This is a genomic window from Tardiphaga sp. (assembly GCF_028290495.1).
Classification (GTDB): Bacteria; Pseudomonadota; Alphaproteobacteria; order Rhizobiales; family Xanthobacteraceae; genus Tardiphaga.
The window spans coordinates 1-23,158 of record NZ_JAQGJT010000078.1 but is presented as its reverse complement, the minus strand read 5'-3'; the positions used below and the strand labels follow the sequence as shown (position 1 = coordinate 23,158).

Sequence of the window (23,158 nt, the reverse complement as noted above, 5' to 3'; positions counted from 1 at the left end):
AAGAAAACTGGCGCGAGAGACGGGACTCGAACCCGCGACCTCTGCCGTGACAGGGCAGCGCTCTAACCAACTGAGCTACTCCCGCGTGGATCGTTGCTCTTCAATCCCGCAGTGAGGTGGACATAAAGGGGTGGCCTTTTGAAGTCAAGCGCGTTGCGAACGCGATGTGTATGAACCTGCGTTTTAGTGGCCGCCGATTCAAAAAACCCCATGTTTTCAAGGAAAACGGCGTAGGCACCGCGTGCCCGAATCGTTTAAGCCCTGCTACGACTGACTTTCCTGACCGACACCAACGTAGAGGGCCAAAAACATGGCGAAAAAAGCCGTTACTGCCGCGACCACTGCCGCCAAGGCCGCCACCAAAGCCGTCGCAGCGCCGACCGTCACGCTTAAGCACCTCGCCGCGGCTTTGGCCGAAGAACACGAATTGTCGAAGAAGAAGGCGGAAGAAATCCTCGGCGACATGGTCGGCAAGATCACCAAGCACCTCAAGAAGGGCGAGCGAATCCGAATCGTCGGCCTCGGCATCCTGCAGGTGCGCAAGCGCGCCGCCCGGATGGGCCGCAATCCCGCCACCGGCGAAGCCATCCAGATCAAGGCTAGCAAGAAGGTCGCGTTCCGCGCCGCCAAGGAACTGAAAGAAGCCGTCTGATCGACGGTATTCTGTCATAGATAGATCATTCCGGGCTGCGGCCGCGCCCGGCCCGGAATGATCGTTTTGCAGCGTTGGAGTGGTGATGTGACAGCAACCCCGTCCCTCGATTTCACCCACGACGTCCTGCAGCGCTTCCTGCGCTATGTCGTCATCGACACCCAGTCCGATCCCGCCTCGCTGACCTGTCCTTCCACCGCAAAGCAGAGGGACCTTGGCCGCCTCCTTGAGCAGGAGCTGCGCGAGATCGGCCTCCATGACGCGCATCTCGACGAACACGGCTACGTCTATGCAACCATTCCGGCGACCTCCGACAAGAACGTCCCGGTGATCTGCTTCTGCTCGCACATGGACACATCGCCGGACTGCACCGGCGCCGGCGTCAAGCCGCAGATCGTCAGGAATTACCAGGGCGGCGATATCGTACTGCCGGCCGATTCGGCGCAGGTGATTCGCGTCAGCGACAATCCGGCGCTCGCCGACCAGATCGGCCACGACATCGTCACCTCCGACGGCACCACCCTGCTCGGCGCCGACAACAAGGCCGGCCTCGCCGAGATCATGGACGCCGCGCGCTTTCTGATCGCGAACCCGCAGATCGGGCACGGCGCCATCAAAATCCTGTTTACGCCGGACGAGGAGATCGGCCGCGGCGTCGATAAGGTCGATCTGAAAAAGCTAGGCGCCGATTTCGCCTATACGATGGATGGCGAGACTGCCGGCCATCTCGAGGACGAGACCTTCTCGGCGGACGGCGCCATCGTCACTATCGAAGGTGTCAGCACGCATCCAGGCTTCGCCAAGGGCAAGATGGAGCACGCCATCAAGATCGCCGCGGCGATCGTCGAGCGGCTGCCGAAGGATTACTGCTCGCCGGAAACCACCGAGGGCAAACAAGGCTTCCTGCATCCGATCGGCATCCAGGGCGCGCTGGAGAAGGCGACGCTGAGCTTCATCGTACGTGATTTCACCGACGACGGTCTCGCGGAGAAAGAAGCCCTGCTGCAATCCATCGTCGATGACGTGATGAAAGCCTATCCGCACTCCACGGCGTCGATCACCATCAAGCCGCAATACCGCAACATGAAGCAGGTGATCGACCGGCATCCGCAGATCGTCGATTACGCGATGGAAGCGATTCGCCGCACCGGCCTGACGCCGAAGCGCACCAGCATCCGCGGCGGCACTGACGGCTCGCGGCTGTCCTTCATGGGCCTGCCCTGTCCCAACATTTTTGCCGGCGAACACGCCTTCCACGGGCGCACCGAATGGGTCAGCCGCCAGGACATGGAAAAGGCGATGCAGACCATCGTGCATCTGGCGATGATATGGGAAGAACGGGCGTAAGGCCGCCGTTTTCGGACGGCTCCGCCTTGCGCAGGGTCCAGCCAATACGCTAAATGCGTCTCACGGGCGATTAGCTCAGCGGTAGAGCATTCCCTTTACACGGGACAGGTCGGCGGTTCGATCCCGTCATCGCCTACCATTTCATCGATCGCCACCAGGACCGCGGCGATCAGGAATGGAAACCGCGCGACGCAACCGCAGGGGTACGCGTGACCGCACGGGCCTCTTTCAACAGCGCGCTGATCTCGTGAAAAAGCGGCCGAAGCTTGGGGGCCTCGGACAAACAGGCAGACACCAGATCGCCAAGCCGTTTAAGGGCCGCCAAGTCGTCCTCGGAAGCTGCGCACCAATCGACAAGCTCCTCCAGCAAACAACCGAACGCCCGCACTTCCAGCCGCTGCAGGCCGTTCGCCATCGCGGGATTGCCGACATCGTAGAAAGACGCCGCGCCAAAATCGCCGAGCAACGTCTGGCCTTGGCCATCGTGCAGAATGTTATGCCCGTATAGATCGCCGTGCATGATCCCTCGATCGTGCAAATGCCGCGCAGCAGAAGCCATAGCATCGGCTATCTGCAGCACCGTCGGCAGGTCGAAAGCGGAAGACGACGGGTAGACGTCGCGGGTGCAGGATTCCAGGCTGGGCGGCCCCGCAAGGATTTCAAAACGGGGATCAACCAGTTGCATGACCAGCCCGTTGATACCCGACGGATGACCCAGCACTCTTCCGAACACATCGATCAGGTTGGGATGCTTTCCGGCGCCGATCGAGGCTGCCATTTCAGAACCCGGCAAGCCGTCGCTGGTCATTGCGCCCTTGAACAGCTTCACGGCCACGGCTCGTACACCATCCTCGCCGGAATTCATCCTGGCCCGATGAATGATTCCCGAAGCGCCCTGACCCAGCAAATGCTCGATCTTGAGCGCGCTCCAGGGAACATCAGCAATCACCGCTGACGACAGGGCATCCGCTTCAATGTCAGCGCCGAACGGATTTCCGGAACAGGCCAGCCACGACAGACGCGGCAACGTGAGCAACCACTCCGGCAATTCGTTCAGCCGATTGGCGGCCAGACGAAGCAGCTCGAGGCGCTCGCAATTGACCAGCGATTCCGGCAGCGCCTGAAGTCGATTGCCGGCCAGCATCAATTTCTGCAGCTGCGTGCACGCACCGATCTCACGGGGCAACTCTTCGATCTCATTATCGGTCAGGACCAGCCAACGCAGCCTGGCCGGCAATGCCTTGGCGGAGACCCTGCGTATTTGATTGGCCTTAAAACCAACCATGGTCAGCTCGGGGCAGCTTCCCAGAACTTCCGGCAATTCTGTGAACAGATTCTCGGAACAGAAGATGATGCGCAGCTTGCTCAATCCAGCGAGATCGTCGGGCAATTCCGAGAGCGCATTTCCGGACAGATCCAGAACTTCCAGCGTATCGCGCAGAGCCATGATCTCACGGGGAAATTCGGTCAACCCACACGACAGCCTAAGGTGGCGGACACCGTCTAATTCGCCAGAGCGAAGCTGTTCGATCGTCTGCATCTCTTGCTCCAGGAAGATAGTATCATCGCAAGGAGCCGGACCGCTCTGCACGCACCTCCTACCATATCGTGACGACCGCCGGGTTACCTCACCAACTGGTCAAAAAGCAATCGCGCGGCCACCGCGGGGGCGCCCACATTTTCGATGATCACGTCAGGCACAATGACTGCAGCGGCCCGCTGCAGCCGGTTGGCGATCGGTCCGTCGCTGCTCCTGCCGCGCGCCAGCAGCCGGGCGGCCAGCACCTCCGGCGGCGCCGTCACCGCCACCACGACCACGTCGGCGTAGCCTTCGCGCAACCAGCCGATCACCGCGCGGGAGATATTCGCCACCACCGTGCGCCCTGCCCTGATGTCGTCGTCGATGGCCTTCGGCAGCGCATAGGACAGGCCATGCGCGTCCCAGTGCACGGCGAACCCGCCGCGCGCCAGCGCCTGCCGGAAGGCGTCAGGCGTCAGCTGTTCGTTGTCCTCGGAGCTTGAGGCCTCGCGGGTCACCACGCGCCTCGCAAATACGACATCGGCATTCCCGGCGCAGGCGGCGCGCGCCAGGTCGATCAGCGTGTCCTTGCCGGCGCCGGACGGCCCCACCACCAGCACCAGCCGTCCCGGCCCGATCTTCGCCAGCGCCTCGAAATTGGCCGACGTATCGGTCATGCGACGCGGTGTCCTTCGCGCCAGACGCTGCGCACCACGGGTACGTCGTGCGCCACATAGACGCGGATCACATCGGCTCGCTTGCCAACGGCGATCTCACCGCGATCCGACAGGTCGACGGCCTCCGCCGGCCGCTTGGTCACCGTTCGGATCGCGCTCGCGAGATCGATAGATGGCACCTTTGCGGACAGTTGCAGCGCGCCCATCAACAGACTCGACGGTACATAGTCCGACGAGAGAATGTCGAGCATGCCTTCGCGGGCAAGATCGATCGCAGCGATATTGCCGGAATGCGAGCCGTTGCGGACCACGTTCGGCGCCCCCATCAGAATTCCGATACCGGCCTTGTGCAGGCCCTGCGCGGCTTCCAGCGTAGTCGGGAATTCGGCCACCGAGACCTTGTCCGACACGGCTTCGGTCACGTTGTCTTCCGTCGTGTCATCGTGGCTCGCCAGCGGAATGTTTCGCTCGTGCGCCAGCGCCACGATCGCCCGCATATTGCCGGCCGCATATTGCTGCTGGCAGGCCAGGCGCTGCGCGAACATGGCATCGAGTTCGGCATCGTTTTGTCCGCCTTTCCCCCGATAGTACGTGCGCAGTTTCTCCTCGTCACGGAACTGACGCTGGCCTGGCGTGTGGTCCATCAGCGACATCAGCCGGACGTTTGTTTTTTCCAGCAGCGCCTTTGCTTCTTCCACCACGCTGGGCATCGGAATCTCGCAGCGCAGATGCAGGAAATGATCGACGCGCAGGAGCCCGGCTTCGCCCGCATGCGCAATGGAGTCGACCAGCAGGCCGGCATAGCTGTCAATTCCCGCACTGTTGTCCTCGCATCCGACCCGCACCGAATCGAGAACCGTCGTGATGCCCGAGGTCGCAAGCTGCGCGTCGTAGGAGATGACCGCGGCAACGGGCTCCCAGAACACCTTCGGACGCGGCATGAAATGCGCTTCGAGGTGGTCGGTGTGCAGTTCGATCAGGCCGGGCATGATCAGATCGCCGCCGACGTCTTCAAAACCTTCGGGCGCATCGCCCTCGCCGAATTCGGCGATCTTGCCATCCGCGAAGGCAATCCAGCCCTGCTCGATCACGCGATCCGCCAGCACGATCCTTGCGTTGCCGATCACGGTTTCCTGTTGCTTTTTCATTGTCATCTTTCTCAGGCGGCAAACGATGTCACATCGACCAGCCGGTCGGCAATCAAATGACGGACTTCGTCGTCATGGACAATGGCAACCATGGCAACGCCGGCACGTTTCTTCTCGGCCACCAGTTCGACCACCACCGCGCGGTTGGCCGCATCCAGCGACGCAGTCGGCTCGTCCAGCAGCAGGATCGGCAGATCGGAGATAAAGCCGCGCGCGATATTGACGCGCTGCTGCTCGCCGCCGGAGAAGGTCGAGGGCGGCAGCTTCCACAGCCGCTCGGGAATGTTGAGGCGGCGCAGCAGCACGCCGGCACGCTCGCGCGCTTCCTCACGGGGCACACCCGCGGCCAGCAACGGCTCGGCGACCACATCGAGCGATGCCACGCGCGGCACCGCACGCAGGAACTGGCTGACATAACCGATGGTGTGGCGGCGGACGCCGAGAATCTGCCGCGGCTCAGCCGTGGCGATATCGAGCAACTCACCCTTGTGCTGCACACCGATGCTGCCGCCGTCGCAGCGGTAATTACCGAAGATCATCTTCAGGATAGAGGATTTTCCGGCGCCGGAGGGGCCACCCAGCACGACGCATTCGCCGGGGGCGACGTGGAACGAAACACCGCGCACGACTGGCAGGCGAATGCCGTCCTGCAGGTGCATCACGAAGGTCTTTTGCGCATTGCGTATATCGATCAATGGAATCATGGTGCCCTCACGCCGGCAGGATCGAGGAAACGAGCAATTGCGTATACGGCTCGCGGGGATCGTCGAGCACCTGGTCGGTCAGACCCGTCTCGATGACACGGCCGCCCTGCATCACCATCACCCGGTGCGACAGGAGCCGCGCCACTGCGAGATCGTGGGTGACGACAATGGCAGCAAGTCCGAGCTCGCTGACCAGCGAACGCATCATGTCGAGCAACCGCGCCTGCACGGAAACATCAAGCCCGCCGGTCGGCTCGTCCATGAAGACGAGCCGCGGTTCGGTGACCAGGTTGCGCGCGATCTGCAGCCGCTGCCGCATGCCGCCCGAATAGGTCTTCGGCGCGTCGTCGATGCGGTCGGTGGAAATCTCGACGCGCTCCAGCCACGAGGCCGCCGTCTGGCGGATCTTGCCATAGTGATTATGGCCGACCGCCATCAGCCGCTCGCCGACATTGGCGCCGGCGGAGACGCCCATGCGCAGGCCCATCGCCGCATCCTGATGCACGAAACCCCAGTCCGTGCGAAACAAAAAGCGCCGCTCGGCCTCGCCCAATGCCGCGAGATCGCGCATCACGCCGTCGCGCATCCGGTACGACACCGAACCGGCATTCGGCGTCATCTGCGCCGACAACAATTGCAACAGCGTCGACTTGCCAGAGCCGGACTCGCCGACGATCGCCAGCACTTCACCGGGATACAGCGCAAACGAGACATCGCGGCAGGCGTTGAGGCGGCCGAACGACTTGCTCAAGCCCTCGGCCAGCAACAGCGGTTGGTCATCGTTGCGTGCGATCATGGTCACATCAAGCATGGGGGCTCTCCGCGTAAGGGGCGCTCTCGCTGCCGCGATGGCCGTCGGCCTGTCGCGTCTCGCAATAGTCGGTGTCGGAACAGACGAACATCCGGCTGCCGGCATTGTCGGTGACGATCTCATCGAGATAGGAGTCGCCGGAGTCGCATAGCGCGCAGCAGGCCGCGTGCTTGTAGGGCGAGAACGGATGGTCCTCGAAATCCAGCGACACTACCGACGTATAGGGCGGGATCGCATAGATCCGCTTCTCACGGCCGGCGCCAAACAATTGCAGCGCGGGGCAGTTGTCCATCTTCGGGTTATCGAATTTCGGCGTCGGTGACGGGTCCATCACATAACGCGCATTGACCTTGACCGGATAGGCGTAGGCCGTGGCGATATGGCCGAACCGCGCGATGTCCTCATACAGCTTGACGTGCATCAAGCCGTATTCGCCGAGCGCATGCATGCGTCGCGTCTCGGTCTCGCGCGGTTCGAGGAAGCGCAGCGGCTCCGGAATCGGCACCTGATAGACCAGCACCTGCTTGTCGTGCATCGGCGCTTCAGGAATCCGGTGCCGGGTCTGGATCACGCTGGCATCGAGGGTGCTGGTGGTGACGGCGACGCCGGTCGTCTTTTGAAAGAACTTGCGGATCGAGATCGCATTGGTGGTGTCGTCGGAGCCCTGGTCGATGACCTTCAGCACGTCCGTTACGCCCAGGATCGCCGCAGTCACCTGCACGCCGCCGGTGCCCCAGCCATAGGGCATCGGCATTTCACGGCTGGCAAACGGCACCTGATAGCCGGGGATCGCGATCGCTTTCAGGATGGCCCGGCGGATCATCCGCTTGGTCTGTTCGTCCAGATAAGCGAAATTATATGTCGGCGCGTTCATTCCGCGGCCTCCTTCATGGCATCGGGCGCATTGTTGGCGTCGTAAAACTCCTTGCGGAGCTTGCGCAGCAGGCCGAGCTCGGACTGGAAGTCGACGTAATGCGGCAGCTTGAGATGTTCGACGAAGCCGGTCGCCTGCACATTGTCCGAATGTGAAAGCACGAATTCCTCGTCCTGCGACGGCGCAACAACATCCTCGCCGAGTTCGCGGGCGCGCAGCGCGCGGTCAACCTGCGCCATCGACATCGCCTTGCGCTCGGATTGGCCGAACGCCAGGCCATAGCCGCGGGTGAAGCACGGCGCCTCGGTGTCGGTGCCCTTGAACTGGTTGACCATCTGGCATTCGGTCAGCGTGATCGCGCCGAGGGGCACCGCAAAACCGACATCCTCCGCTATGAACTCGACCTGCACTTCACCGAGACGGATTTCGCCGGCGAACGGATGGTTGCGGCCATAGCCGCGTTGCGTGGAATAACCGAGCGACAGCAGAAAGCCTTCGTCGGCGCGGGCGAGATTCTGCAGCCGCAGATCGCGGTCCGCCGGGAAGTTCAGCGCATCGCGGGTGAGATCGCCAACTTCCCTGTCGGCTAGCTCGGCTGGCGAGGCTTCGATCAACCCGTCACGGCCGAGAATATCCGTGACGCGTGGCATCACCACGGACTGCACTTCGGCGACGGCGGGTTGTTCGGGCATGGATTCGCCGGCCAGCACAGGATCCAGCAGGCGATGCGTGTAATCGAAGGTCGAACCCAGGATCTGCCCGCCAGGCATGTCCTTGAAGGTCGAGGACACCCGGCGCCGAACCCGCATCTGCGCGGTATCGACGGGCTCGCTGGCGCCGAAGCGCGGCAGCGTGGCGCGGAAGGCGCGCAGCAGGAAGATCGCCTCGATCATATCGCCGCGCGCCTGCTTTATGGCCAGTGCGGCCAACTCACGATCATACAGCGAGCCTTCGGTCATGACGCGATCGACGCCGAGGCTAAGCTGCTCGGAGATTTGCGCCAGTGATAATTCCGGCACGGCGCGGTCACCGCGGCGCTCGTGCGCCAGCAGCCGGTGTGCGTTCTCGATGGCGCGTTCGCCACCCTTGACGGCGACATACATGGTCAGCCTTCCTTAGCGACAAGGCGCGTGGTGCGCGGGATGGCGACGACGCAATCATCGGCGACAAGAACGAGGTCAATGCCGCGCGGAAACAGCGTGGCGTTGAGCGCCAGACGGTCGAGCCAGTCCGGCAGATCGATGATGGCGCGAAGGATGGCGACACCGTTGATGCCGGGGCCGCGCAGCTCATAGGCCGGACCTTCGGTCAGGCTATCAACCTGAAGGATGATCGTGGTCGAGCGATCCGGATATTCAGCGGTGCCGAACGAGAAGCTGGCGAAATCCGGCAACGCGCGCGCGTCCGCAATCAGCGCGAAGCTGCACACCGAGGAGCCGGCAAGCACCGGCGCGCTGGTATGAAACTTGATCCACTTGGCGACATCGGTGGTCGCGGCCATCCTGGCATCAAGCCAGACCGGCGTGTCCTGATCGAACAGCGTCAACGCCATCGCCGCCGAACCGCGCATCATCGGCGCCGGCACGCCGGAAGCGGACTCGATCCGCTGCACGCTGCCGGGGCGCGCCATTGCGTCCATCACCGAGCGGAAGGTCGACTGCGCCGACAACACCTTGTCGGCAAATCCAGCCGGCATTTCTGCAATCGTCGTCATCTCACCCCTCCCCGCGCACGAGCGTGTAAAAATCGACCTTGGTGGCGGCTGTCTGCGCCGCCGTGCGCTCCGCATCGGCCTGGATGGCCGCGCGCAGCGGCGTCAGCACCTCTGCCTCCACGGCGTCGGCATATTCTTCGGTCTGGATCAGCGCGTCGCACAAAGCGATCAGCCGCGCCTTGTCGCGGTCGCGACCGAGCGTATAACCGAAGCCGACCTCACCGCTGGCAAGCCGCACCGCAGCCCGCGACACCGTGGCCTCGCCCATGTTGAATGGCGCGCCGTCTCCACCGATCCGGCCGCGCAGCATCACAAGGCCATTCTCGGGCTCGCGCAAATTGTCGTAGGCTGGAACCTGCAGCGCCTTGATGCGGCCGGCAATCTCCGCCGTCGCCGTATGCGTCAGCACCGCCATCGCGGATTGGCGCCGGGCCTGCCGGGGGTCGAGGGATGAAGTCATGGGCTTACCGTCCGTCATGAAGTTGTCTATTATGTTAGACAACTTCATAGGCCCGTACAATGACCGCTTCGTGACACCCCGTTAATTATTTTGCTGGCCCAGCCAGGCCCATCTGTGAGACGACAGCGTTGTGAGCATCCAGGACAAACCCACCGGCGTGGCATTGTGGCGTCAGGTCGCCGACGGCATCGAGCGCGGCATTGCCGACGGCACCTATCCGTCCGGCGACAAACTGCCGGGCGAGACCGAGATCGCGGAAATCTACCGCGTCAATCGCCACACCGTGCGCCGCGCGCTGGCGACGCTGGCAGAACGCGGACTGGTTCGCGCCGAGCGCGGCAGCGGCACCTATGTGGAAGCCCCGAAGCTGACCTATCCGCTGCGTTCGCGCACGCGGTTCTCCGAAATCGTCGGCGCCGGCGGCCGCGAGCCGGACGGCAAGATGATCGAAGCATTCACCGAAACGGCAACGCGCGAACTCGCCAAACAATTGGGATTGAAGACCGGCGCTGCCCTGGTACGAATCGAGGCGTTACGCTTCGCCGACAAGACGCCGATCTGCATCGGCACCACCTGGTTTTCCGCCGACCGCTTTCCCGATGCTGCCGAAGTCTATGCGCGGCTGAATTCGACGACGAAGCTGCTCGCGCATTACGGCATCCGCGATTATCGCCGGCACTCCACCCGCATCAATGCGGCGATCGTCAATGCTACCGATGCCGCACGGCTGGACCTCGCGCTGGGCCGCTCGGTGCTGATCGTCGACAGTACGGATGTTGATATGGAGGGCACGCCGCTCAAGGTTTCGCGCTCGCGCTTTGTCGCCGAGCGCGTGGAATTCGTGGTGGAGAATGGGTAGCTAAAACGCCATCCTCTCCCCCGTCGTTGCGAGGTCAGGGAAGGCTGGCTTGCCAGCTTTCCCCTCAGCGAAGCGACGCGGCAATCCAGAGACCGCAAATGCCGAAAGAACTGGATTGCTTCGTCGCAAGGGCTCCTCGCAATGACGGCTACTTCTATGATGCTCACACCACAGCGCGTCGCCCGATAATCGCAAAGCGCAGCCGGCTGGAGATGAAGTCGATCGCCGCGACCGCGACCAGAATCATCAGGATGAGGAACGACACCTTCTGCCATTCCAGAACGCGTATCTGCTCGGCGAGTTGCAGACCGATGCCACCCGCACCGACGATACCGATGATGGTGGCGGAGCGGGTATTGGATTCGATGAAGTACAGCACCTGCCCTGCGATCACCGGCAGCACCTGCGGCAGCAGCCCGAAGCGGATCTCGTGTAGCGCGCTGCCGCCGGAGGCGCGGATGCCCTCGACCTGTTTCTTGTCGGCAGCCTCGAACGCCTCGGAGAACAACTTGCCGAACGCGCCAAAATCCGACACCGCAATCGCCAGCACGCCGGCGAACGGGCCGAGTCCGACGACGTTGATCCAGACCAGTGCCCAGATCAGCGTATCGACACCGCGGATCGAATCGAGAAACCGCCGCGCCGGAAACCGCAACCAGTTCGAGGGCACGATGTTTCGCGCCGCCAGAAGGCTCACCGGCAGCGCGCAGACAGCAGCGAGCGTGGTGCCAAGCAGCGCAATCGACAGCGTCTCGCCCATCGCGGCGAGATAGGCCGGCAGCGACGAGCCGGGATCCGGCGGGATCATCATCGTGACGATCCAGCCGAGCTGCTTGAGGCCCGAAAGCATGCGTGTCGGCGAGAACTCCAGTTCGTTGAGGCCGAAGATAAACAGCGCCAGCGCCGCGACGAAGAAAGTCGGAACCGCCGCGCGCGATGTCATCGGCCGATCGAAGACCGCCGGGTAGCGCGCGCGCAATTCGTCGGTGTTGTCGCTCGGAAGCTTCCTCATGAGCGGGCTTCCTTGCCGAACAGCCGGCCGCGCAGCCAGCCTGTGCCGATGTCGATGATGAACACGGTGACGATGACCATCAGCAGAATGGCGCTGACATCCGAATAATAGAATTTCCGGACAGCCACGACGAGTTCCTGACCGATACCGCCGGCACCGACAAAGCCCATCACCGAGGCGCCGCGCACATTGATCTCGAAGCGCAGCAGCGTATAGCCGGCAAAACCCGCGGAGACCTGCGGCAGCACGGCGAAGCGCATGCAATCGATCCAGCCGGCGCCGGTGGAGCGAATTCCTTCAACCGGCTTCATGTCGATGTTTTCGACGATCTCGCTGTATTGTTTGCCGAGCGCGCCGACGCAGTGGATCGCGATAGCCAGCACGCCGGCCATCGGGCCCAACCCGAAGGCGATCACGAAGATCAGCGCGAACACGATGTCCGGCACGGTGCGGCAGAATTCCATCATGCGCTTGACGACGAAGCGCAACGGCGCCGACGGCGCGGTGTTCTCGGCAGCGAGAAAATTCAATCCGAACGCCAGAACGGCACCAACCAGCGTGCCGACATAACTGATCAGCACGGTCTCGCCGAGCAACACCAGCCACTTCTGCCAGCCCCAGAACCACTCAGGCCCATCGCTCCATACCCGCATCCCGGTATCGAGCGTGAAGATGCGATCGAAATAGCTGACAAAATTGCCGATCTTGCCGAACAGGGTCGCGAGGTTGACCTCCGCCCCCATCGCCGCGACCAGCAAGGCGGCAAAGCACACCGCCGTCACCAGCGTGGTGCGCAGCCGCCTTCGCGCCACCGCCTTGCGATAGGCCTCATTCAGCGCCGCAAGCTGTTGGGCCGGCAGGATGGAAACGGCGGCGGACATAAGAGGGGATACCTAAAAGACCAGGTCGGGTGACTCACGGACAGAACGCCTTGCGCCCTCGCCTCTGCCCGCCGCACGAAGCAAGCTTCGCCCGGCGGGCAGAGGGAGAAGGCAATCAGGACGCCTTCTTCTTGCGCAGCGCGTCGACGAACTTGATCAGCTCGATGGTCGCGTCCCAATCCTTGGTCGTGGCGGCATGGAAGCCCTTCTTCTGGCCATCGGAGAGCCTGTCGAACGCCGCCTTGTCCTTGGTCGGCGCCTCGACGAAGGCCTTGGTGATAGCGGCCTTCAGGTCGGCCGGCAGGTCGGCGCTGTAGGCATAGGGGCCGTTGATGATCGGGGCCGACTTGTGGATGATGCGAAAGTCTTCCTTCTTCATCGGCGTGCCGTCAGCGTTCTTCAGCATGCCCTTGTGCAGCATCTGCGCCACCGTCGAATCATCTTCGTTGGTCCACTGGTTGGCGACGACATCGACGGTGCCCTGCGACAGCGCCAGCAGCGCGTTCTCATGGCTGCCGGTGAAGACGACCTTGCCGAAATAGCTGTCCGCATCCGAGATGCCCATCTTGTCAAGCTCGAAGCGCGGCACGTTGTTGCCCGAGGTCGAGTTCGGATCGACCAGTCCGAGGTTCTTGCCCTTCAGATTGTCGATGCTTTTGTAGGAGCTGTTGCCCTTGACGAAAAACACGGAGTAATAGCCGGTCGAACCATCGAAGTTGATGTCGTTGGCGAAAGCCTCGGTCTTCACGCCGGTCAGGCGGGCGCGGGCGAACGAGGCCGATCCGTAGCTGGCGATCTGGATGTTGCCGGCGCGCTGGCCTTCGATCACCGCGGCGTAGTCGTTGGCAATACGCAGGTTGACCTTTACGCCAAGCTCTTTCGACAGGTAGTTGACGAACGGCTGCCAGCGCTCGGTGACGCCCGAGGCGTTTTCGGCCGGAATGATGGCGAAGGTCAGCTCAGGATACCTGGTCTTGTAGTCCTGCGCCGAAACGGCAGAGGTCATGAGTGCCAAAGCGGCGCTGAGCAGAATGGTTCGGCGATTGATCATGATGGTTCCAGTGTGGTTGAGTGGCGATGAACGCGTGCGAAATACAAATGCCGTGTTCGGGATGCGGGTTCAGGCGACAGCCGCGTTGAATTCCGGCACCCGGGCTGCCGCGGGCACGTAGGCTGGCATCGATCCCATCACCTCATCGGCTTCGAGATCGTAGAGTTCGCGGGCGATATGTTCAGTCAATTCGGCCGGTGCGCCGTCGAACACGACGCGGCCGGCGGACATGCCGATCAGCCGGTCGCAATAGGTTCGCGCCAGATCGAGCGAATGCAGATTGCACATCACGGTGATACCGAAGTGCTTGTTGATGCGCAGCAGCGCATCCATGACGATTCGGGTGTTACGCGGATCCAGTGATGCGATCGGCTCATCGGCAAGGATGATGTCGGGCTGCTGCACCAGCGCGCGCGCGATGGCGACGCGCTGCTGCTGGCCACCGGACAACTGGTCAGCGCGTTGCGCGGCCAACGACGCCATGTCGAACTGCTCGAGTGCGGACATCGCCATCGCGCGATCCTCCTCCGGCCACATCTGCGTCAGCGAACGCCATTGCGGCATACCGGACAGACGGCCCATCAGCACGTTGGTCAGAACATCAAGGCGGCCGACCAGATTGAACTGCTGAAAGATCATCGCCGAGCGTGCGCGCCACTGGCGCAACTCGCGGCCGCGCAGCGCGGTGACATCGGTACCGTCGAAGCTGATCCGTCCGGCTGTCGGCTCCGCTAGACGGTTGATCATCCGCAGCAGCGTCGACTTGCCGGCGCCGGAACGACCGATTACGCCGACAAACGCACCCGGTGCGATCTCAAACGACGCGTTATCGACCGCAGCCTTGACGCCGAAGCGACAGGTCAGATTCTCAACCAGCAGCATGGTAGCTCCATCAACGAAATATGGTGCCACCCGTAACGCTGCTGTCTGACAGTGATGTGACAGATCCCCCTCGCCGACGTTTTGTCCACGCTTCCACAGCAGCGCTGCGCAAAGTCATGACGATGTCATGACATCGTCATCAAAGGAATCGAAGAGAGGCCCGCGCGTCACGCCATACGGCGTCAATAACCTTGGGAGTGTACCATGGCCGGAAAATTCCTCTCTCTCGATCCCACGGTCGATCCGAGCGCGAAGCTCAACGACGCCACGCTTGGCGCCTATTGCGAGGTCGGCGCACGCACCATCCTTCAGGAAGTGACGATGGGCGACTACTCATACGTCGTGAATGACGCCCAGATCACCTATACGACGATCGGAAAATTCTGCTCGATCGCGGCGATGACGCGGATCAATCCCGGCAACCATCCGATGCACCGCGCGACCCAGGCGCATTTCACCTACCGAGCCAGCGCCTATTTTCCCGGCGAGGCGGACGACGCGGAATTCTTCGACTGGCGTCGCGAGCATCATGTCACCATCGGCCATGACGTCTGGATCGGCCACGGCGCTATCGTGCTGCCCGGCCGCAACATCGGCACCGGCGTGGTGATCGCCGCCGGCGCCATCGTCACCAAGGATGTGCCGCCCTACACGATCGTCGCCGGCAACCCGGCGCGAATCATTCGGCCGCGCTTTCCGGAGGAAATTGCCGCGGGGCTCACCGAACTGGCGTGGTGGGACTGGGATCACGAGACGCTGCGGCTGGCGTTGCCAGACTTCCGCAAGCTTGCCGCGGAAGCGTTTTTGAGCAAATACCAATCTGGCGGAATACCCGCCACCAGGCAGATGGCGAACACATGACGGATATTTTCATCGACGGCGGACGCACCCTGGCCGGTAGCGACATCATCGAAACCTCTTTGCAGGTTAGCAACGGCGAGATCATCTCCATCGGCGCCGAACACGCGCGCGGCGGAATTTGCCTCGATGCGCGCGATCTTCTGGTACTGCCCGGTATCATCGATCTGCATGGCGATGCGTTCGAACGGCAACTGATGCCGCGCCCGGGCGTCGATTTCCCCGTTGACGTCGCATTGATCGACAGCGACCGCCAGGTGATCGCCAACGGCATCACCACGGTGTTTCACGGCACGACGTGGTCATGGGAGCCCGGCCTGCGTGGTGCAGAAAACGCACGGCTGTTGCTGCAGGCGATCGAGACGTTACGGCCGCAGCTCGCTGCCGACACCCGCTTTCACCTGCGCCAGGAGACGTACAACCTCGACGCTGAAGCCGAGATTCTGCATTGGATCGCCGATGGCCGCATCGACCTGTTGGCCTTCAACGATCACATGGACCTCACCACCTTCAGCAAGCCGGCGAAGCGCGCCCGCATGGTCGAGCGCTCCGGCCTCTCCAGCGACGACTTCGACCAGCTGGTGCAACGCGTGCTGTCGCGTGCCGATGCCGTGCCGGCGTCAATCGCCCGGCTCGCGCAGGCCGCCAACGCAGCTGACGTGCCGACGCTGTCGCATGACGACGTCAGCCCCGCGATGCGCGGTGATTTCCGTGCCCTCGGCGTCGCCATTGCCGAATTTCCGATCAACGAGGAGACCGCAATCGCAGCGGCGGCGGCCGGCGACTTCATCGTGTACGGCGCGCCCAACGTGGTTCGCGGCGGCAGCCACACCGGCTGGACCAAAGCGTCCGACATGATCGCCAAGGGCCTGTGCTCGATTCTGGCGTCGGATTATTACTATCCCGCGCAATTGCTCGCCGCCTTCCGACTCGTCGCCGACGGCGTTCTGCCCCTGCCCCAGGCCTGGGCGCTGATCTCGGCCAACCCGGCTGCCGCCGCCGGTCTGACGGACCGTGGCGTCATCTCGCAAGGTCGCCGCGCCGATCTCCTTCTGATCGACGACAGCGTGGTACTGCGGCCGCGCATCGTCGCGGTAATCGCCAACGGCCGCCTCGTGCATCTGACCGACGCCGACCGACTGCTTGGCGTACGTTCGCCGCTTCGCGCCATCGCCGCCGAATAGCAGCCCGCGCCCGTCTCTCTGGCACATCGCTTGCTTCAGTTTGTCGGCGCCTCCTTTCGGGGGCGCCGATCTGCGTAGCAATGCCATACCGCGACAATGCACGCCCAACACGACAGCGCCGATCGCCGCCACCTGGCGGCGAATTCTTTTTATGTCATCGGAACACAATCATGAATCGCCGAGAATTTCTGCATACCGCCGCTGCCGCAACCGTCGGCGGCGGCTTCGCCTCGCTGACGCCGTTCACCAGCGCGATGGCACAATCCAAGCAGGAGACCCTGCTGATGATTTCAGAGGGCGGCCCCAACAGCCTCGACGTGCAAGGCGTCGGCGCCAACCGGCCCGCTTACGAAGTGGCATGGAATTGCTACGACCGCCTGGTTACCTATGCGCTGAAGACGCTGCCCGACGGCTCGCGATCCTATGACCAGCAGACCATCGCGCCCGAACTCGCCGAGCGCTGGGAGATCGACGTCAAAGGCGTCACCTTCCATCTGCGCAAGGACGCGACCTTCCACGACGGCACGCCGGTCACTGCCGCCGACGTCAAATGGTCGTTCGACCGCTCGGTATCGATCGGCGGCTTTCCCGCCAGCCAGATGGCCGCCGGCAGCCTGCTCAAGCCTGAGCAGTTCACCGCCGTTGACGCCCTCACCTTCCGGGTAGATTTCGTCAAGCCGGATGCGCTGACGCTGCCCGACATCGCGGTCGTGATTCCCGTGATCTACAATTCCGCGCTGGTGAAGAAGAATGTCACCGAGAAGGATCCCTGGGGCCTGGAGTTCACCAAGAACAACGTCGCCGGCGGCGGCGCCTTCAAGGTCGAGAAATACACCCCCGGCACCGAAGTGATCTACGTCCGCAACGACAGCTGGAAATCCGGCACGCTGCCGCAGCTCAAGCGGGTGATCTGGCGCATGGTGCCCTCCGCCGGCAACCGCCGCGCGCTGATCGAGCGCGGCGATGCCGACATCTCGTTCGACATGCAGGCCAAGGATTATGCCGAGCTGAAAGCCAAGAAGTTCGCGGTTGCCGCCAACCCGGTCTCCAACGGCATGTTCTGCATCGAGCTCAACGTCACCAAGCCGCCGTTCAACAATCCGAAGGTACGTCAGGCCATCGCCTATGCGGTGCCGTACCAGAAGATCATGGATGCGGTGTTCTTCGGCGAAGCCAAGCCGCTGTTCGGCGCGGCTTCCAACACCCCTGCCGACGCCACCTCGTGGCCGAACGCAACGGCCTACAAGACTGACCTCGTCAAGGCCAAGGCGCTGCTCGCCGAAGCTGGCCTGCCCGATGGCTTCGAGACAACCATCTCGATGGATATCGGTCAGGGCACGATCTCCGAGCCGATCGCCGTGCTGGTGCAGGAAAGCCTGGCCACGATCGGCATCAAGGCAACCATCGAGAAGGTGCCGGGATCAAACTGGCGCGGCGAGATGCTGAAGAAGAGCATGCCGTTCATGATCAACTTCTTCTCGGGCTGGCTGGATTATCTCGAGTACTTCTTCTTCCTGACCTATCACGGCCAGAACGCGGTGTTCAACACGATGAGCTACCAGAACCCCGTGCTCGACAAGGAGATCGACGCCGCCCGCGCCACCGCCGCCAGCGGCGACAAGGCCGGCTATGAGGCCGCCGTGAAGAAGATGGTCACGATCGCCTATGACGAAGTGCCGCGCATCCCGCTGGTGCAGCCGTTCCTGACGCTGGCGATGCAGCAGAACATCAGCGGCTATGCCTACTGGTTCCACCGCCAGCTCGACTACCGCATCCTGACCAAGAAGGGGTAACCACGCCCCCGCAGCGGCGCGATGTCCTCATCGTGCCGCTGCAACGACCCCAAAGCCCGGCCTACCAGCGCACCGACTGGCTGGGCACGATGAAGGCGGTGCTCATCTGTTCGTGGGATGGGCCGGTCAGGTAGCAGATCGACCCGAACACCACGATCAGCAGTGCGATCACCGCGATGAGATCGATGCTTCGGGGATCGCGGTCCCGTTCAATCTCCGGGCGCATTTTCTGCACTCCCTTTGCTTGTCCCTGCAACCAAACGCTACGCTTCGCAGTATCTGCTTCGAGCGTTATCTTGGAGGACCAGCATTGCGCAAAGCACCGCAGCGCGAGCGCTGCCGCAAGGCACAACGCCGCCGACATGGGAGAGTGACATGAGAGCCGCCTTCCTGCTGTTCGCGCTGTTGCTCGGTTTCGCCGCCCCGGCCTGTGCCGACGACATCGCCGCTGCGCAGAGCGTGATCCGCTCGCAGGAGCAGGCGCTCGTCCGCGACGACGCCGCAGCCGCCTATGCCTTTGCCGCACCGGAACTGCAGCGCATGTTCGGCGATCCCGACACGTTCATGAACATGGTCCGCAACGGCTATGCGCCGGTCTACCGCCACAAGAGCTTCGAGTTCAGAGACTTCCGCAGCAACGACGGCCGCATCGAGCAGGACGTCCGCATCGTCGATTCCAACGGCGTGCCGTGGGATGCACATTACTTTCTGGAGCCGCAGCCTGACGGCAGCCTGAAGATCATCGGCTGCACGCTGAAGGCGGTCGGCAGCTCGGCTTAAGACTCACGGCCCCATACACCGTCGTTGCGAGCCAGCGAGTAGCTGGCGGAAGCCAGCTGCTCGTTGAGCGAAGCAATCCAGAAGCCTCAGGCGAAGACTGGATTACTTCGTCGCAACAGCTCCTCGCAATGACGGGGATGGGCCGGAGCCCACAAAAAAGCGGCGCCCCGAAGGGCGCCGCTGATGTCGTTGCGAGGAATGGATCTCAGTGAGCCGTCAGGCCGCTTCCGGCTTCGTCGGTGTCCGCCTTGACCGGCAACTTGGTGTCCTCTTCCCAGACGATGGCCACCGGCTTGCGCACCAGAGCGTTGGCGATCACGTCGTCCATCCGGGCGACCGGGATGATGTTCATCCCGCCCTTGATGGCATCGGAGATCTCGGTGAGGTCCTTGGCATTGTCCTCGGGGATCAGCACCGTCTTGATGCCGCCGCGGGCTGCCGCCAACAACTTCTCCTTCAATCCGCCGATCGGCAGGATCCTGCCGCGCAGCGTGATCTCGCCGGTCATCGCGAGGTCGTGCCGGATCGGAATGCCCGTGAGGACAGACACAATCGTCGTTGCCATCGCCACACCGGCCGACGGGCCGTCCTTCGGCGTCGCACCCTCCGGCACATGGACGTGGATATCGCGCCGCTCGAACAGAGGCGGTTCGATCCCGAAGGTGATCGCGCGCGAGCGGACGTAGGACGCCGCCGCGGAGATCGATTCCTTCATCACGTCGCGCAGGTTGCCGGTGACGGTCATGCGCCCCTTGCCGGGCATCATGACGCCTTCGATGGTCAGCAACTCGCCGCCGACATCCGTCCAGGCCAGGCCGGTCACGACGCCCACCTGGTCGTCGGTTTCGATCTCGCCGTAGCGGTACTTCGGAATGCCGAGAAATTCCTCGATATTCTTCTCGGTGACCTTCACCACCTTCTTCTTCGAGAGCATCAGCTCCTTCACGGCCTTGCGGGCCAGTGTGGAGAGCTCGCGCTCCAGATTACGCACGCCCGCTTCACGGGTGTAGCGGCGGATCATCAGCAGCAACGCATCGTCGTCGATCGACCATTCCTTGCTGTCCAGACCATGCTTCGAGATGGCGACCGGGATCAGGTGCTTGCGCGCGATCTCGACCTTCTCGTTCTCGGTGTAGCCGGCGATACGGATGATCTCCATGCGGTCCATCAGCGGCCCTGGAATATTCAGGGTATTCGCCGTGGTGATGAACATCACGTTCGACAGGTCGTAGTCCACTTCGAGATAATGGTCGGCGAAGGTGCCGTTCTGCTCGGGGTCCAGGACCTCCAGCAAAGCGGATGATGGATCGCCACGGAAGTCGGCGCCCATCTTGTCGATCTCGTCGAGCAGGAACAGCGGGTTCGAGGTCTTGGCCTTGCGCATCGACTGGATGATCTTGCCGGGCATCGAACCGATATAGGTCCGGCGATGACCGCGGATCTCCGCCTCGTCGCGCACGCCGCCGAGCGACACGCGCACGAACTCACGTCCGGTCGCCTTCGCGATCGACTTGCCGAGCGAGGTCTTGCCGACGCCGGGGGGGCCGACGAGGCAGAGGATCGGCCCGCTCAACTTGTTGGCGCGCGTCTGTACCGCGAGGTACTCCACGATGCGGTCCTTGACCTTCTCCAGCCCGTAGTGGTCCTCGTCGAGCACGGCCTGTGCGGCGGCGAGGTCCTTCTTGACCTTCGACTTCTTGTTCCACGGAATCGACAGCAGCCAGTCGAGGTAGTTGCGCACGACGGTCGCTTCCGCGGACATCGGCGACATCTGGCGCAGCTTCTTGAGCTCGTGCTGCGCCTTCTCGCGGGCTTCCTTGGAGAGCTTGGTCTTGGCGATCTTCTCCTCGATGTCGGCCAGTTCGTCGCGACCTTCGTCGTCGCCGAGTTCCTTCTGGATCGCCTTCATCTGCTCGTTGAGATAGTACTCGCGCTGGGTCTTCTCCATCTGGCGTTTGACACGCGAGCGGATCCGCTTCTCGACCTGCAGCACCGAGATCTCGCTCTCCATCAGGCCGAGCACCTTCTCCAGGCGAGCGGTAACCGAAAGCGTCTCCAGGATGCCCTGGCGATCGGCGATCTTGACGGCGAGATGCGACGCGACGGTATCACCGAGCTTGGCGAAGTCGGTGATTGCCTGCACGACGCCGACGACCTCGGCGGAGATCTTCTTGTTGAGCTTCACATAGCTCTCGAAGTCGGAGACCACCGAACGCGACAGGGCTTCCGCCTCGACGCTCTTGGCATCGGTATCGGCCAGCGCGGTCGCCGTCGCCTCGTAATATTCAACGCGGTCGGAATACTTCTCGACCTTCGCGCGCTCAAGCCCTTCCACGAGGACCTTCACGGTGCCGTCGGGAAGCTTCAGGAGCTGCAGCACGCTGGCGAGCGTGCCGATTTCATAAATGGAGTCCGAGGCCGGATCGTCGTCCGACGCATTCTTCTGCGTGGCGAGCATGATCAGGGCGTCGTTCTTCATCACCTCTTCGAGCGCGCGGATCGATTTCTCGCGTCCGACGAAGAGCGGCACAATCATGTGCGGGAAGACGACGATGTCGCGCAGCGGCAGCACCGGATAAGAGTGGCTTTCGCCATGAACGATGGTTGGCCGGGGTTTAGAGGCAGTCATGGCCCATTCCTTTTGCTATGCCCCCTTGCACGCAGTCCGCTGTTTTGCGCAACCGCCACAAGGTGCCGATTTTCCGAATGTGCGTGCCGCAGAACCTGGATCGTTCTTGGGCCCGCGCTTTACGGACAGTGATAGCGAATCTTGGGGGAGGAAATTTGTTCGCCGATAGCATTAGGTGGCTATGGCCCGGGGGGGTGTCAAGAGACTGAAATTACGTCTTGAGATGAACCAAATACCCGAAAACAAAGGCGGATTGAAAGCAATCGGCCTGCGCAGCGACGGCCGCCGATGGACTCGGCAGCCGTCTTGATGCGTCTTCAGCAAGCAGCGCTAATGGCCTGATCAGGCGCTGGCGCTGCTCTCGGCGGTACGGTCCGAGCGATCGGCGTAGATGTAGAGCGGACGTGCGGTACCTTCCACGACTTCGCGGGAGATCACGACTTCCTCGACGCCTTCCAGACCCGGAAGATCGAACATGGTCTCGAGCAGGATGCTCTCCAGAATGGAGCGCAGGCCGCGCGCGCCGGTCTTGCGTTCGATCGCCCTGCGCGCCACGGCGCCCAGGGCTTCGTCGGCGAAGGTCAGCTCGATGTTCTCCATCTCGAACAGACGCTGGTACTGCTTGACCAGCGCGTTCTTCGGATCGGTCAGAATCTTCTTCAATGAGGCTTCGTCGAGATCCTCGAGTGTGGCGACCACCGGAAGACGGCCGACGAATTCGGGGATCAGGCCGTACTTCAGAAGATCTTCGGGCTCGACGTGGCGGAAGATTTCACCGGTGCGACGATCTTCGGGCGCCAGAACCTGGGCGGCGAAGCCGATCGAGGTCGAGCGGCCGCGCGCCGAGATGATCTTTTCGAGACCCGAGAACGCACCACCGCAGATGAACAGGATATTGGTGGTATCGACCTGCAGGAACTCCTGCTGCGGATGCTTGCGGCCGCCCTGCGGCGGTACCGACGCAACGGTGCCTTCCATGATCTTCAGCAAGGCCTGCTGCACGCCCTCGCCCGACACGTCGCGGGTGATCGAGGGATTGTCGGACTTGCGCGAGATCTTGTCGATTTCGTCGATGTAGACGATGCCGCGCTGCGCACGCTCGACGTTGTAGTCGGCCGACTGCAGCAGCTTCAGGATGATGTTCTCGACGTCCTCACCGACATAGCCGGCTTCGGTGAGCGTGGTGGCATCGGCCATCGTGAACGGCACGTCGAGGATGCGGGCGAGCGTCTGCGCGAGCAGCGTCTTGCCCGAACCGGTCGGTCCGATCAGCAGGATGTTCGACTTCGCCAGTTCGACGTCGTTGTGCTTGGTCTGGTGGTT

At 62.7% G+C, this 23,158-nt stretch carries 23 protein-coding genes and 2 tRNA genes; 8 read left to right on the top strand and 17 right to left on the bottom strand.

Translation table 11 applies throughout. The features are described 5' to 3' along the window. Window positions 1-8: 8 nt before the first annotated feature. A tRNA-Asp gene (locus tag JWQ24_RS14020) sits at window positions 9-85 on the bottom strand. Between the two features lie 225 nt (window positions 86-310). Here JWQ24_RS14020 and JWQ24_RS14015 point away from each other — a divergent pair. From JWQ24_RS14015 to JWQ24_RS14005, 3 genes are all read left to right on the top strand, one after another. Further along, on the top strand, window positions 311-652 hold the full coding sequence (locus JWQ24_RS14015) for an HU family DNA-binding protein (RefSeq protein WP_299808900.1): 342 nt from the start codon (window positions 311-313) through the stop codon (window positions 650-652). Window positions 653-709: 57 nt separating this feature from the next. Then, window positions 710-1,999, top strand: coding sequence for a peptidase T (gene pepT, locus JWQ24_RS14010; protein ID WP_299808897.1), 1,290 nt, complete (start codon window positions 710-712; stop codon window positions 1,997-1,999). A gap of 64 nt (window positions 2,000-2,063) precedes the next feature. Next, window positions 2,064-2,138, top strand: a tRNA-Val gene (locus JWQ24_RS14005). Between the two features lie 30 nt (window positions 2,139-2,168). Here the strand turns inward: JWQ24_RS14005 and JWQ24_RS14000 are convergent. The 9 genes from JWQ24_RS14000 to phnG form a co-directional block, all read right to left on the bottom strand. Beyond that, window positions 2,169-3,539 carry a leucine-rich repeat-containing protein kinase family protein gene (locus JWQ24_RS14000; RefSeq protein WP_299808894.1) on the bottom strand — a complete coding sequence of 457 codons (1,371 nt, stop codon included), beginning with the start codon at window positions 3,537-3,539 and terminating at the stop codon, window positions 2,169-2,171. Between the two features lie 83 nt (window positions 3,540-3,622). After that, window positions 3,623-4,195 carry a phosphonate metabolism protein/1,5-bisphosphokinase (PRPP-forming) PhnN gene (gene phnN, locus JWQ24_RS13995; protein WP_299808891.1) on the bottom strand — a complete coding sequence of 191 codons (573 nt, stop codon included), beginning with the start codon at window positions 4,193-4,195 and terminating at the stop codon, window positions 3,623-3,625. After that, complete coding sequence (locus JWQ24_RS13990) at window positions 4,192-5,349, bottom strand: alpha-D-ribose 1-methylphosphonate 5-triphosphate diphosphatase (RefSeq protein WP_299808888.1); 1,158 nt, start codon at window positions 5,347-5,349, stop codon at window positions 4,192-4,194. Before JWQ24_RS13990 ends, phnN begins: the two co-directional genes overlap by 4 nt. 5 nt (window positions 5,350-5,354) lie before the next feature. Beyond that, window positions 5,355-6,047 carry a phosphonate C-P lyase system protein PhnL gene (gene phnL / locus JWQ24_RS13985; protein ID WP_299808886.1) on the bottom strand — a complete coding sequence of 231 codons (693 nt, stop codon included), beginning with the start codon at window positions 6,045-6,047 and terminating at the stop codon, window positions 5,355-5,357. Window positions 6,048-6,054: 7 nt separating this feature from the next. Beyond that, a complete protein-coding gene (phnK, locus tag JWQ24_RS13980; RefSeq protein ID WP_299808884.1) occupies window positions 6,055-6,858 on the bottom strand; it encodes a phosphonate C-P lyase system protein PhnK in 804 nt (267 codons plus the stop codon). Next, a complete protein-coding gene (locus JWQ24_RS13975; protein ID WP_299808882.1) occupies window positions 6,851-7,732 on the bottom strand; it encodes an alpha-D-ribose 1-methylphosphonate 5-phosphate C-P-lyase PhnJ in 882 nt (293 codons plus the stop codon). Before JWQ24_RS13975 ends, phnK begins: the two co-directional genes overlap by 8 nt. Further along, window positions 7,729-8,835 carry a carbon-phosphorus lyase complex subunit PhnI gene (locus JWQ24_RS13970; RefSeq protein WP_299808879.1) on the bottom strand — a complete coding sequence of 369 codons (1,107 nt, stop codon included), beginning with the start codon at window positions 8,833-8,835 and terminating at the stop codon, window positions 7,729-7,731. Before JWQ24_RS13970 ends, JWQ24_RS13975 begins: the two co-directional genes overlap by 4 nt. A gap of 2 nt (window positions 8,836-8,837) precedes the next feature. Continuing rightward, entirely contained in the window at window positions 8,838-9,446 is a 609-nt protein-coding gene (gene phnH, locus JWQ24_RS13965; protein ID WP_299808876.1) for a phosphonate C-P lyase system protein PhnH, read from the bottom strand. Between the two features lies 1 nt (window position 9,447). Further along, on the bottom strand, window positions 9,448-9,906 hold the full coding sequence (gene phnG, locus JWQ24_RS13960) for a phosphonate C-P lyase system protein PhnG (protein ID WP_299808873.1): 459 nt from the start codon (window positions 9,904-9,906) through the stop codon (window positions 9,448-9,450). 130 nt (window positions 9,907-10,036) lie between these two features. Between phnG and phnF the strand changes: the two genes are divergently transcribed. Further along, window positions 10,037-10,765, top strand: coding sequence for a phosphonate metabolism transcriptional regulator PhnF (phnF, locus tag JWQ24_RS13955; protein ID WP_299808870.1), 729 nt, complete (start codon window positions 10,037-10,039; stop codon window positions 10,763-10,765). Between the two features lie 163 nt (window positions 10,766-10,928). Here phnF and phnE (JWQ24_RS13950) read toward each other — a convergent pair whose 3' ends face one another. From phnE (JWQ24_RS13950) to phnC, 4 genes are all read right to left on the bottom strand, one after another. Next, window positions 10,929-11,777, bottom strand: coding sequence for a phosphonate ABC transporter, permease protein PhnE (phnE, locus tag JWQ24_RS13950; RefSeq protein WP_299808867.1), 849 nt, complete (start codon window positions 11,775-11,777; stop codon window positions 10,929-10,931). Continuing rightward, window positions 11,774-12,658: a phosphonate ABC transporter, permease protein PhnE gene (gene phnE, locus JWQ24_RS13945; protein ID WP_299808864.1), complete on the bottom strand. Its 885-nt coding sequence runs from the start codon at window positions 12,656-12,658 to the stop codon at window positions 11,774-11,776. Before phnE (JWQ24_RS13945) ends, phnE (JWQ24_RS13950) begins: the two co-directional genes overlap by 4 nt. Before the next feature lie 115 nt (window positions 12,659-12,773). Continuing rightward, window positions 12,774-13,709 carry a phosphonate ABC transporter substrate-binding protein gene (gene phnD / locus JWQ24_RS13940; RefSeq protein WP_299808861.1) on the bottom strand — a complete coding sequence of 312 codons (936 nt, stop codon included), beginning with the start codon at window positions 13,707-13,709 and terminating at the stop codon, window positions 12,774-12,776. Window positions 13,710-13,778: 69 nt separating this feature from the next. Beyond that, the gene (phnC, locus tag JWQ24_RS13935) at window positions 13,779-14,591 is read right to left on the bottom strand and encodes a phosphonate ABC transporter ATP-binding protein (RefSeq protein ID WP_299808858.1); all 813 of its coding nucleotides are present in this window, start codon (window positions 14,589-14,591) and stop codon (window positions 13,779-13,781) included. 204 nt (window positions 14,592-14,795) lie between these two features. On the opposite strand from phnC, the gene JWQ24_RS13930 reads away from it, so the two are divergent. The 3 genes from JWQ24_RS13930 to JWQ24_RS13920 all read left to right on the top strand — a co-directional run bounded on the left by JWQ24_RS13930 (window position 14,796) and on the right by JWQ24_RS13920 (window position 18,426). Continuing rightward, the gene (locus JWQ24_RS13930) at window positions 14,796-15,452 is read left to right on the top strand and encodes a chloramphenicol acetyltransferase (protein WP_299808855.1); all 657 of its coding nucleotides are present in this window, start codon (window positions 14,796-14,798) and stop codon (window positions 15,450-15,452) included. Continuing rightward, the gene (locus JWQ24_RS13925; RefSeq protein WP_299808852.1) at window positions 15,449-16,633 is read left to right on the top strand and encodes an alpha-D-ribose 1-methylphosphonate 5-triphosphate diphosphatase; all 1,185 of its coding nucleotides are present in this window, start codon (window positions 15,449-15,451) and stop codon (window positions 16,631-16,633) included. Before JWQ24_RS13930 ends, JWQ24_RS13925 begins: the two co-directional genes overlap by 4 nt. A gap of 170 nt (window positions 16,634-16,803) precedes the next feature. Next, complete coding sequence (locus JWQ24_RS13920; RefSeq protein ID WP_299808849.1) at window positions 16,804-18,426, top strand: ABC transporter substrate-binding protein; 1,623 nt, start codon at window positions 16,804-16,806, stop codon at window positions 18,424-18,426. Between the two features lie 61 nt (window positions 18,427-18,487). Here JWQ24_RS13920 and JWQ24_RS13915 read toward each other — a convergent pair whose 3' ends face one another. Beyond that, the gene (locus JWQ24_RS13915; RefSeq protein WP_299808845.1) at window positions 18,488-18,652 is read right to left on the bottom strand and encodes a hypothetical protein; all 165 of its coding nucleotides are present in this window, start codon (window positions 18,650-18,652) and stop codon (window positions 18,488-18,490) included. A 149-nt stretch (window positions 18,653-18,801) separates the two neighbouring features. Between JWQ24_RS13915 and JWQ24_RS13910 the strand changes: the two genes are divergently transcribed. Beyond that, on the top strand, window positions 18,802-19,206 hold the full coding sequence (locus JWQ24_RS13910) for a DUF4864 domain-containing protein (RefSeq protein WP_299808842.1): 405 nt from the start codon (window positions 18,802-18,804) through the stop codon (window positions 19,204-19,206). A gap of 205 nt (window positions 19,207-19,411) precedes the next feature. On the opposite strand, the gene lon is transcribed toward JWQ24_RS13910, so the two are convergent. Next, window positions 19,412-21,835 carry an endopeptidase La gene (gene lon, locus JWQ24_RS13905; RefSeq protein WP_299808839.1) on the bottom strand — a complete coding sequence of 808 codons (2,424 nt, stop codon included), beginning with the start codon at window positions 21,833-21,835 and terminating at the stop codon, window positions 19,412-19,414. 342 nt (window positions 21,836-22,177) lie between these two features. Beyond that, window positions 22,178-23,158: ATP-dependent Clp protease ATP-binding subunit ClpX (clpX, locus tag JWQ24_RS13900; RefSeq protein WP_299808836.1), on the bottom strand; the 981-nt coding region annotated here is incomplete at its 5' end.

What these genes read in the sequence shown, in the direction of transcription:
- JWQ24_RS14015 (WP_299808900.1), top strand. Translation starts at nt 311, where the DNA reads ATGGCGAAAAAAGCCGTTACTGCCGCGACCACTGCCGCCAAGGCCGCC.
- pepT (WP_299808897.1), top strand. Translation starts at nt 710, where the DNA reads ATGATCGTTTTGCAGCGTTGGAGTGGTGATGTGACAGCAACCCCGTCC.
- JWQ24_RS14000 (WP_299808894.1), bottom strand. Translation starts at nt 3,539, where the DNA reads ATGCAGACGATCGAACAGCTTCGCTCTGGCGAATTAGACGGTGTCCGC.
- phnN (WP_299808891.1), bottom strand. Translation starts at nt 4,195, where the DNA reads ATGACCGATACGTCGGCCAATTTCGAGGCGCTGGCGAAGATCGGGCCG.
- JWQ24_RS13990 (WP_299808888.1), bottom strand. Translation starts at nt 5,349, where the DNA reads ATGACAATGAAAAAGCAACAGGAAACCGTGATCGGCAACGCAAGGATC.
- phnL (WP_299808886.1), bottom strand. Translation starts at nt 6,047, where the DNA reads ATGATTCCATTGATCGATATACGCAATGCGCAAAAGACCTTCGTGATG.
- phnK (WP_299808884.1), bottom strand. Translation starts at nt 6,858, where the DNA reads ATGCTTGATGTGACCATGATCGCACGCAACGATGACCAACCGCTGTTG.
- JWQ24_RS13975 (WP_299808882.1), bottom strand. Translation starts at nt 7,732, where the DNA reads ATGAACGCGCCGACATATAATTTCGCTTATCTGGACGAACAGACCAAG.
- JWQ24_RS13970 (WP_299808879.1), bottom strand. Translation starts at nt 8,835, where the DNA reads ATGTATGTCGCCGTCAAGGGTGGCGAACGCGCCATCGAGAACGCACAC.
- phnH (WP_299808876.1), bottom strand. Translation starts at nt 9,446, where the DNA reads ATGACGACGATTGCAGAAATGCCGGCTGGATTTGCCGACAAGGTGTTG.
- phnG (WP_299808873.1), bottom strand. Translation starts at nt 9,906, where the DNA reads ATGACTTCATCCCTCGACCCCCGGCAGGCCCGGCGCCAATCCGCGATG.
- phnE (WP_299808867.1), bottom strand. Translation starts at nt 11,777, where the DNA reads ATGAGGAAGCTTCCGAGCGACAACACCGACGAATTGCGCGCGCGCTAC.
- phnE (WP_299808864.1), bottom strand. Translation starts at nt 12,658, where the DNA reads ATGTCCGCCGCCGTTTCCATCCTGCCGGCCCAACAGCTTGCGGCGCTG.
- phnD (WP_299808861.1), bottom strand. Translation starts at nt 13,709, where the DNA reads ATGATCAATCGCCGAACCATTCTGCTCAGCGCCGCTTTGGCACTCATG.
- phnC (WP_299808858.1), bottom strand. Translation starts at nt 14,591, where the DNA reads ATGCTGCTGGTTGAGAATCTGACCTGTCGCTTCGGCGTCAAGGCTGCG.
- JWQ24_RS13930 (WP_299808855.1), top strand. Translation starts at nt 14,796, where the DNA reads ATGGCCGGAAAATTCCTCTCTCTCGATCCCACGGTCGATCCGAGCGCG.
- JWQ24_RS13925 (WP_299808852.1), top strand. Translation starts at nt 15,449, where the DNA reads ATGACGGATATTTTCATCGACGGCGGACGCACCCTGGCCGGTAGCGAC.
- JWQ24_RS13920 (WP_299808849.1), top strand. Translation starts at nt 16,804, where the DNA reads ATGAATCGCCGAGAATTTCTGCATACCGCCGCTGCCGCAACCGTCGGC.
- JWQ24_RS13915 (WP_299808845.1), bottom strand. Translation starts at nt 18,652, where the DNA reads ATGCGCCCGGAGATTGAACGGGACCGCGATCCCCGAAGCATCGATCTC.
- JWQ24_RS13910 (WP_299808842.1), top strand. Translation starts at nt 18,802, where the DNA reads ATGAGAGCCGCCTTCCTGCTGTTCGCGCTGTTGCTCGGTTTCGCCGCC.
- lon (WP_299808839.1), bottom strand. Translation starts at nt 21,835, where the DNA reads ATGACTGCCTCTAAACCCCGGCCAACCATCGTTCATGGCGAAAGCCAC.